Source organism: uncultured Sutterella sp., assembly GCF_937923675.1.
In the GTDB taxonomy this organism is placed as follows: Bacteria; Pseudomonadota; Gammaproteobacteria; order Burkholderiales; family Burkholderiaceae_F; genus Sutterella.
In genome coordinates, this window is record NZ_CALDXB010000072.1 from 1 (window position 1) to 9,231 (window position 9,231).

The 9,231-nt window shown below is 59.0% G+C and carries 8 protein-coding genes; 6 read left to right on the top strand and 2 right to left on the bottom strand.

What is annotated here, in order from left to right:
- Window positions 1-129 precede the first annotated feature (129 nt).
- The 4 genes from Q0106_RS07915 (at window position 130) to Q0106_RS07930 (ending at window position 4,164) form a co-directional block, all read left to right on the top strand.
- Entirely contained in the window at window positions 130-297 is a 168-nt protein-coding gene (locus Q0106_RS07915; protein ID WP_297611257.1) for a dihydroneopterin aldolase, read from the top strand.
- A 15-nt stretch (window positions 298-312) separates the two neighbouring features.
- A complete protein-coding gene (locus Q0106_RS07920) occupies window positions 313-1,848 on the top strand; it encodes a disulfide bond formation protein B (RefSeq protein ID WP_297611259.1) in 1,536 nt (511 codons plus the stop codon).
- A gap of 148 nt (window positions 1,849-1,996) precedes the next feature.
- Window positions 1,997-3,289, top strand: coding sequence for a YihY family inner membrane protein (locus Q0106_RS07925; protein WP_297611262.1), 1,293 nt, complete (start codon window positions 1,997-1,999; stop codon window positions 3,287-3,289).
- A 113-nt stretch (window positions 3,290-3,402) separates the two neighbouring features.
- Window positions 3,403-4,164 carry a tetratricopeptide repeat protein gene (locus Q0106_RS07930; RefSeq protein WP_297611265.1) on the top strand — a complete coding sequence of 254 codons (762 nt, stop codon included), beginning with the start codon at window positions 3,403-3,405 and terminating at the stop codon, window positions 4,162-4,164.
- A gap of 115 nt (window positions 4,165-4,279) precedes the next feature.
- Here the strand turns inward: Q0106_RS07930 and Q0106_RS07935 are convergent, their stop codons facing one another.
- Both Q0106_RS07935 and Q0106_RS07940 read right to left on the bottom strand, forming a co-directional pair.
- Window positions 4,280-5,062, bottom strand: a complete 783-nt coding sequence (locus Q0106_RS07935) for a peptidylprolyl isomerase (RefSeq protein ID WP_297611268.1) — start codon at window positions 5,060-5,062, stop codon at window positions 4,280-4,282.
- A gap of 92 nt (window positions 5,063-5,154) precedes the next feature.
- Window positions 5,155-5,760, bottom strand: a complete 606-nt coding sequence (locus tag Q0106_RS07940) for a septation protein A (RefSeq protein WP_152157440.1) — start codon at window positions 5,758-5,760, stop codon at window positions 5,155-5,157.
- Between the two features lie 238 nt (window positions 5,761-5,998).
- Between Q0106_RS07940 and Q0106_RS07945 the strand changes: the two genes are divergently transcribed.
- Window positions 5,999-8,755, top strand: coding sequence for a pitrilysin family protein (locus Q0106_RS07945; RefSeq protein ID WP_297611271.1), 2,757 nt, complete (start codon window positions 5,999-6,001; stop codon window positions 8,753-8,755).
- Between the two features lie 126 nt (window positions 8,756-8,881).
- Window positions 8,882-9,199: an NAD(P)H-dependent oxidoreductase gene (locus Q0106_RS07950; protein WP_297611274.1), complete on the top strand. Its 318-nt coding sequence runs from the start codon at window positions 8,882-8,884 to the stop codon at window positions 9,197-9,199.
- Window positions 9,200-9,231 lie beyond the last annotated feature (32 nt).

The window sequence follows — 9,231 nt, forward strand, 5'->3', positions numbered from 1 at the left end:
AAACTCTGAAATTTTCAGAATTTACAGGCATTTATTTTATGGAAGTCCCCTAAAGACTCTCCTACAGAATTCGCGGACCTTTCGGAAGAAGCCTCTTCCGATTTGAAAACCATCAAAGGAAAAATATCAATGGAGTTTCTTCAGCTCTTGATGCTTTTCGTTGCCGTGATGCTGATCTGGTTCAGACCCGCCAATGAAAAGCTTGCCTGGTGCCTCACCATCGTCGCGTGGTTCTCCGTCGTCTTCATGTATGTCGGCCACGTTTCCACTGCCATTCTCGGTAACATGAACCTTTAATCGGAGAAAAACAGAATGACGGATTATTCGGCTCCGATTACGGATAAGGACATCGCCAAAGCCAAGACCTGGTACGACATCGTCTGCTGGGGAGGCCTTCTCATCGTCCTCCTGCCGGTTGGCATCGCCAACCTGATCCTCGGCTACCTGATGGGCGATTCGCCCTGCACGCTCTGCTGGGGACAGCGCGAACAGATGGCCTTCATCGGCGTTGTGGCGCTCTTCATGGTGCGCTATGGCTTCAAGCCCAAGTATCTCGCCACGATGCTCGTCATGGCGGCCATGGGCCTCTACTCGTCCTTCCGCCATCTCGGCAACCATGCGGCCCGCGACGTGGGCCAGGGCTTCGGCCTCGACATCTTCGGCATCCACACCCAGATGTGGGCTGAGATCGTCTTCTGGTGCGTCGTGATGCTCTTCGGTCTCGCCTGCTTCCTTGCCCCGCGCTTTGATGCGCTTATCGCCGAGCTTCGCGGCAAGTCCTGGCGTCCGATGACGGGCTTCATGAAGATCGCCTTCGGCATCGTGGGCTTCATCATCGCCTCGAACGCCTTCCAGGCCGCCTGGACCACGGGTCTTCCGCCCAACTGGGGTCAGGGCGATCCCTGGCGCTTCTCCTGGAATCCCAAGTACATCTACTGGTCCGACGCGAGCTGGCACGGCATGTGGGACGGCATCAACTTCCTCGGCCGCCGCGACGTGAAGGATCCGGACTTTGCCTACGCGCCCAATGCGGCGAAGCTCGGCATCACGTTCGAGCATGACGCGAAGAATGCGCCCCTTGAACTCACGGGCGAACTCAAGGTCGCGGGTGAAAAGGCCGTTCCCGGCATCACCGCGAAGCTCAATACCGTCGCCTTCATCCGCGGCGAGTACGTGGTTGCCTCGAAGTACGACTTCTGGTTCCTCAATCCCAACCTCACGACCAAGTTCCATGCCGCCATGGATCCCTGGTTCTCGGCGAACGTTCTTGATCTGGTCGGCGTGACGCCTCTCAATGACGACGCCTACGTTCTCATGGGCTCCAACAAGTCGATTCTGCGCATTCGTCAGAACCCGCAGGCCGACGACGTGAAGGGCTGGGCCAACTTTACGGCCGGCCGCGACCATGTCGAGGCTGTCGGCGGCTTCGGGCGCGCGCGCATCGGCACGGAACGCGCGAAGATGTTCTACATCCACTCGAGCGCGACGGACGGCCGCTACATCTATACGGCCACCGTTCCCGACAACAAGAACAAGAAGACCTTCGTGATCTCGAAGGCGCTTCAGTCCGACTGGGTGCTCTCGGGCGAATTCACGCCTGCCGCTCCGATGCTGAAGAAGGAGCGTTCCCTCGGCGAACTCTACGTGACGGGCATGGTCTGGGAAGACGGCAAGCTCTACGCCGTTTCGAAGAACTGGAACGTTCTCATCACGATCGACGTGGCAAAGGAAGCGGTTGAGTCCGTGCTGGGCCTCCCCGCCGGCCTTACCGACATCCGCGGCCTCGTGAAGAAGGGCGACACGTTTGAAGTGCTCGATTCGAACCGCATCGTGACGCTCGCGAAGTAAGCCTGAGGCTTTCAGCCCGCCCTGAGCGGCGCTGAAGGCTTCCGGCTGACGCAGAGACCCGGGTCGCGCTTTCTCGCGCATTCCGGGTCTTTTGCTTAGGGACCGCAGTCCTTCATAATTTGGGCATTACCCAGAAGGATCCGCGTCCATGCAGAAGTCGTTATTCATTGAAGCCGTCCGCAGCCATCGTCTCTTCGACACCCTGCGCTCCCTCATGAGCTTTGCCGTGGCGCGCATGCGGGAAGCCCATCTTCAGGAGGTCGCCTCCTCGATGACGCTTACGACGCTTTTGTCGCTCGTGCCGCTCCTCGCGGTATCGCTCGCCGTCTTTGCAGCCTTCCCGAGCTTCGCGGATACCCGAAAGGCGCTTGAGGACGCCGTTTTCAACAGCTTCCTGCCGATTCAGTACAGCGAAGTGATCATGAAGTACCTGAAGCTCTTCAGCGATCACGCCTCCGGGCTCGGGGCCTTCGGTCTTGCTGGGTTGTCCCTCACGGCGCTCCTCATGATCGACAAGTTCTTCGTGACGGTTAACCGGATCTTCAAGGTCCGCCGCATGCGCCCCTGGACGCAGCGCGCGATGATCTACTGGGCGCTCCTCACGCTCGGACCCGTCGGCATTGCGCTTTCAATCACGCTCACGACTCAGGCGATCCGCATCGCTGCGGGCTCAACCGACGTAAGCCTCCCGGGCTGGGTTTTCGTCTTCTTTCAGGTCTTCCTCCAGACCTTTGCGTATGCGGTGCTCTTCAAGCTCGTTCCCAACTGCAAGGTGCCTTTTGCGCATGCGCTGATCGGCGGGCTCTTCGTCGCGGTCACGGGGCAGATCGTGAAGGAAGGATTTGAGATCTACATCACCGCCGGCACGCTTTCCTCGATCTACGGGGCCTTCGTGGCGTTCCCCGTCTTCCTTCTATGGCTCTACATCGCCTGGATCCTTGTTTTCGCGGGCGCCGCGGTGACGGCCGCCATTCCGCAGCTCACCTCGGGACGCTTTGCCGACACCTACATGCTCGGAAACGACTTCCTGACGGGGGTCGCCTTATTGAAGGAGCTCACGCTCGCGCGCGAGGCGGGACGCCCCATCGTGGCGGAAGAGGATCTCGCGCGGGCCGTCGACAGCTATCCGCAGGCGATCGAGCGCATTCTCATCCGGCTTTCCGAATACGACTACTGCGCGCCCATTCTCGAAAATGAAAGAAGGCATCTGACCGCCTGGGCGCTTCTCTGCGATCCGAAGGAAAAGACGCTTCGCGATGCGGTCTTCGCGCTTCTCGTGGATCCGAGAAACGGACTTCTGCAGGCCGCGCGGGCGGACGGCAAGAAGCCTGCGGGGCCCCTTGCCGAGTGGTTCGCAACGTTTGAGGACGACTCCTTCATCGAGGAGACGCTTTCGGAACTCGCCCGCAGCCCCCGGGTGAAGGAACTTCCGAAGGCTTGAGCTTCGCTTAAGGATTGACGGCTAAAGTTCTTCTCTATAACGGATAGAAGTGCATGAGCCTTAAGGCTGCTCATGGCTTCCCCCTAAGCGCGAATATTCTTTGGAGACTCCTGATGATCAAGTCGCTTTTCCTTCGGACAGCCCTCGGCGCCGTGATGGGTGCCGGGCTCATGACCCTCAGCGCCGCGCCGGCTTCGGCAAGCGTTGCCGACGGCGTCGCTCAGATCCAGAACGAAAAGTACGCCGATGCGATGCGCACCTTTAAGAAGGAGGCGGCGAAGGACAACGGCGACGCGATGTACTACATCGGCGACATGCTCCGCAACGGGCTCGGTCAGAAGGCGGCTCCTCTGGAAGCCACCATCTGGTGGGAAAAGGGCGCCTATCTCGGGAACGAAAAGTGCCAGATCGCGCTCTCTCACGCCTACCGCAACGGTATCGGCGTGAAGATGGATCCCCGTCAGGCGCTGATCTGGGACCGCGAAGCCGCGAAGAACGGCTCCATCATTGCGTACAAGAACCTCGGCGACTACTTCGCTACCGGGAACGGCGTGGAAATCGACGAGAAGGAAGCTGCCAAGTGGTACTACCTTTCCTCGAAGGGCGGCTTCCCGGCTGCCTACGTTGCCCTCGCCAATCTTCTGCGCGACGGCGAAGGCGTTGAAAAGAATCCGGTTGCCGCCTACGTGCTCTACGAAGCCGCTTCAAAGCCCGTGAAGAATTTTGAGGCGGAAAGAAATGCCGCGGCTGATGCCCGCATTCTCGGACACAAGCTTTCGGCGGCGGATCTTGAGCGCGCGAAGAAGCTTTCCGTTGAGGATGTGCTCGATAGCCTCGAAAGCCTGAAGAAGCTGAGCGAAGAAAGCAAAAAGTAACGCACGGGACGCAGAGCGCTTCTGCCTGCAGCCCTGCGAAAGGCACTAAAGAAAAAACGCCTGAAGACGAAAAGCGTCCCAGGCGTTTTTGCCGGATTCTCAGAAGCGCGTTCGATTACTGAACGTTGGCCTTCTTGATGAGATCCTGGAAGTGCATCTGCACCTTCTGGTTGGCGAGCGCATTGCGGATCACCGGCTTCTGGCTCTCGTAGGAGGGATAGAGCTCGGCCTTGCGCTTCGCCTCAAGCTTCACGACATGGAAGCCGAACTGCGTGCGGATCGGAGACTGGGCGATTTCGCCGGGCTTCAGGGCGGTGAAGGAAGCGCCGAAGGCAGGAACGAAGGAGCGCGGAACAACCCAGCCGAGGAGGCCGCCCTGGGCCTTGTTGCCGGTGTCTTCAGAGAATTCCTGAGCGAGCTTGCCGAAGTCGGCGCCCTTGTTGAGGCGCGAAATGAGGTTCTTCGCCTGGTCCTCGGTCTTCACGAGAATGTGGCGAACCTGATATTCCGTGTCGCCGTAGGCGGCCTTGTCCTGATCGTAGGCCTTCTTGAGGTCGGCTTCGGAAACCGGGTTCTTCTGAGCCCAGTCCTGAGCGAGACCCTGGATGAGGATCTGATCGCGGGAATTTTCAATGGCGCGCTTCACGTCGGGCTTGTTGGCGATCTTCGCCTTGTTGGCTTCCTGAAGGAGAACCGTCTGCTGGATGAGAAGGTTCTTCACCTGACGCTCGAGACCTTCGCCCGCGGGCTGGCCGGCCTGAACGGCACGGTCGTAAATGGCCTTCTGCTCAGCAACGGTGACGGTTTCGCCGTTCACCTTGAAGGCCTTGAGTTCCGCGTTGGCGGCTCCGGCGATGAGAAGAGCGGCAGCGCCGAGAGCAATTACTTTCTTATCCATAGCTTTTGAATTTGAGTACTTGAAAGGACTCTGCTGTGCAGGATGCGCCGGAGGGGCGCTCGCGCCAGAGGAGTAGCCGGGGAAATTTTCGGTCAATTCTGCCGTTCGGATGCTTGTCTTGTCATCCACACTGCAGCGGCAATTGTAAAAATCAATGTCAACCCGATCAGCCCGAAGAGCTTGAAGTCGACCCAGATTTCCGTCGGGAAGGAGTAGGCGACGATGAGGTTGAGGATGCCGACCACGATGAAGAAGCCGATCCACATCCACTGGAGCTTCCCCCAGGCGGCATCGGGCATGTCGATGGCGTTCTTCATGAGCGTGCGGATGAAGTTGCGGCCCGTGAAGCTGCCGAAAAGGAGAATGCCGCTGAAGATCCAGTAAAGAATCGTGGGCTTCCACTTGATGAACATTTCATTCTTGAGCCAGAGGGTCAGTCCGCCGAAGACGACGATGACGGCAAGGCTGATCCAGAGCATCGGCTCGATCCTGCGGCCCTTCAGCTTCAGCCAGCCGATCTGCAGGAAGGTCGCGACGATGGCGGTGACGGTGGCGAGAAATACCGGGGCGGTGGTTGCGGTCACGCCGTCTCCGATCAGGCTTCCCGCGAGGTCGATCGCTTCAGCGGGGAAGTGCTCCGCGCCCTTGAAGGCGGCAAAGAAGAGGATGACGGGGAAGATGTCGAAAAGAAATTTCATGCTTGCGGGCTCCATGCGTCCTGAAAATGACCTTCGGGCGCATTGAGCTTTTTTAAGAAATCAAGGCCGCTAAGGATAGCCCAAAGCGCCTATGCCTGAGCGCACTGCGGAGCGTCCGGATATGCATCACTTTGTCGCTTGCGGCGCAGGCTGTTGGTAACATCTCGGCACCGAAATGGCTGGAGGAGAATAATCTCCTCAGCTAAGGTTTGCGCATCTCTCTGAATAAGGGTCGAAGATGCAGATTTTCAGAAATATTCTGTGCGCCGCGCTTTTCGCATCCGCGGCGGCAGGGAGCGCGAGCGCGCTCGCCCAAGAGGACAAGAACAAAATGAATGAACTCCCGACGCCTTACGTCACGGTTGAGGGCATTACGGAGTACCGCCTCGCCAACGGTCTGAGGGTGGTGCTTTATCCGGATGCCGCCAAGCCCACGGCCACGGTCAACATGACCTACCTTGTCGGCTCGCGGCAGGAAAACTACGGCGAAACCGGCATGGCGCACCTCCTTGAGCACCTGATGTTCAAGGGGTCTAAGAACTATCCCAATCCGACGGCGGAATTCACCCGCCGGGGCTTCCGCATGAACGGTTCGACCTGGCTTGACCGCACGAACTACTTCGTGAGCTTCACGGCCACGGACGACAACATGAAATGGGCGCTCGGCTGGCAGGCCGACGCCATGGTCAACTCCTTCATCGCGCAGAAGGATCTCGACACCGAAATGACGGTGGTGAGAAACGAATACGAAATGGGCGAAAACAAGCCCCTTTCCGTGATGATGAAGCGCATGCAGAGCGTGATGTTCGACTGGCAGAGCTACGGCCGCTCGACGATCGGCGCGAGAAGCGACATTGAAAACGTTGAGATCGCCAATCTGCAGGCCTTCTACCACCTCTACTATCAGCCGGACAATGCCGTCCTCACCGTGTCGGGCAAATTCGACGTGAAGACGGTTCTCGGCTGGATCAATGAATTCTTCGGTCCCATCCCAAAGCCCGAACGCGTTCTTCCGAAGGAATGGACCGTTGAGCCTCAGGCGGACGGCGAGCGCGAGTTCTACATCCGCAGAAAGGGCGAGTCGCAGCTCGTCGCCGTCGGCTACCGCATTCCGTCGGCGCTCTCCGACGACTATGAACCCACCGCTATGGCGGCGGACATTCTCGCCGATGCGCCGAGCGGACGGCTCTACAAGGCCCTCGTTGAAACCGGCATGGCCTCCCAGGTCTTCGGCTGGCCGATCGCGGCCCAGAAGCCGGGCTTCGTAATGTTCGGCGCCATGGTGAAGAAGGATGGCGACATCCAGGCCGTGAAGACGAAGCTCGTCGAGCTTATTGAAAATGCCTTTAGCGAAGCCGGCGTCACCGCCGAGGAGCTCGGCCGCCAGAAGGCCGATCAGGAGACGATGTTCGAGCGCACGCTCGCGGATCCTGAGGAATTCGGCGTCGACATTTCCGACTACATCGCTCTGGGCGACTGGAGGCTCTTTTTCGCCGACCGCGAGCAGGTGAAGGCCGTTACGGCAGAGGACATCAACAAGGCCGCCGCGAAGTACTTCGTGCGCGACAACCGCGTCGTGGGACTTTTCGTCCCGACCGATGATCCGAAGCGCGCCGACATCGGACCTGCGCCCACGGCTGAGGAACTCATCAGCCGCTATAAGTTCTCCGAAAAGGGAGCCGAGGTTGAGGCCTTCGACCCCTCTCAGGACAACATTGATGCGCGCACGCAGATCGTCGACATGAAGGGCGTGAAGGTTGCGCTTCTGCCGAAGAAGACCCGCGGCGAAACCGTCGTGGTGAAGATGCGCTTTAATGTGGGCAACAACAAGGAGCTCGCACGGAGCGCCGTGCCGATGCTTGCATCCTCCATGATCACGCGCGGCACGAAGACGATGACGCGCGAGGAGATTGAGGACGCCTTCACGAACCTCAAGATGGAAGGCTCGCCCTTCAGCTTCACGACCGACCGCGAGCACCTGGGCGAGGCGATCAAGCTCGTCGGCAAGCTCTTTACCGAGTCGACCTATCCTGAAAAGGAATTCGAAACGCTCCGTCAGCAGACGATCGCCGGCATGAAGGCGCGTTCTGACGAACCGGCGACGAAGGGTCGCGACGCCATTACGGCGCACTTCAATACGTATCCCGAGGGCGATGCGCGCCATGCGCAGCTTTCCACTGAAGTGACGGCAGACCTTGAAAAAGTGACGCTCGCCGACGTGAAGGGCTACTACGACCGCGTCTTCGGTCTCGGGAAGGGCTACATCGCCGTTGTGGGCGACTTCGATCCGCAGGCAGTGGCGAAGGAGCTTGAAGCGGACATCGTCGACAAGAAGTCGGCCGAGGTTCCCTTCGAGCGCGTCGTTGCTGAATATCGTCCTGTCGGACCTGCGCGCTTCGTGATTGATACGCCCGACAAGGAAAACGCGATGCTCTTCGCGCGCGTCGACCTGCCTGCGTCCCTCACCGACAGCGACATGCCGGCGCTTATTACGGCCGACTGGATCATCGGCGGCTCGGACGGGCTCTCCAACCGCATCGTCAACCGTCTGCGTCAGAAGGAAGGTCTTTCCTACGGCGCGGGTTCGGGCATTACGCTTCCTTCCTTCGGCAACCGCGCGAAGTGGTCTGTGGGCGCCATTGTGGCTCCGCAGAACCTCGCTCAGGCTGAGAAGTCGCTTCGCGATGAGCTCGCCCGAGCCTATCGCGACGGCATCACGGAGGAAGAGCTCGCCGAGGCGAAGCGCGGCATCATTCAGTCCCGTGCGGTCAACCGCGCGCAGGACGGCCTCATTGCCTCCAACTGGGTCAACAACCTTGAGCTCGGCAAGACCTGGCAGTTCTCGAAGGCTACCGAGGAGGCCGTGATGAAGCTCACGGTCGACGATGTCAACAAGGCTCTGCGCCGCTTCTGCGACCCCGATAAGCTTACCTTCGCGCTTGCGGGCGACCTGAAGAAGGCTCAGGCTGCCGGGAAGGATTTTTCCAAGCAGTAAGCTGGATTCCGGGTGGAACTTTTGAATAAAGGTTCCGCCTCCCGAAAGCTTTCCCTCAAAGACATTCCCGGCACTTCAAACCGCCGGGAATTCTTTTTGGAGAAACAGAAATTGAGTGGTTTTCCTATGAAAAAGATTCTTGTCATCAACGGACACCCCAACTTCAGGGAGTCTTTCGCCAACCGTGCGATTCTTGAGGAGCTCCTGAGACTCCTTCCTTCCGTCAAGGTGCATGCACTTGCCGGGGCCAGAGGCGAAAAAGGCTTCAACGTTCCCGAGGAGCAGAAGCTTCTGAGAGAAGCGGATATTGTTGTGTTCGACTTTCCCGTCTACTGGTTCTCTGTTCCGGCGCTTCTCAAGGAATGGTTCGATGAGGTTCTCACGCACGGATTTGCCTATGGCGCGGGCGGCACCGCACTTAAAGGGCATTTGCTAGTCGAATAAAATGCTGTCAAACCTCCCGTAACGCGCAGAAT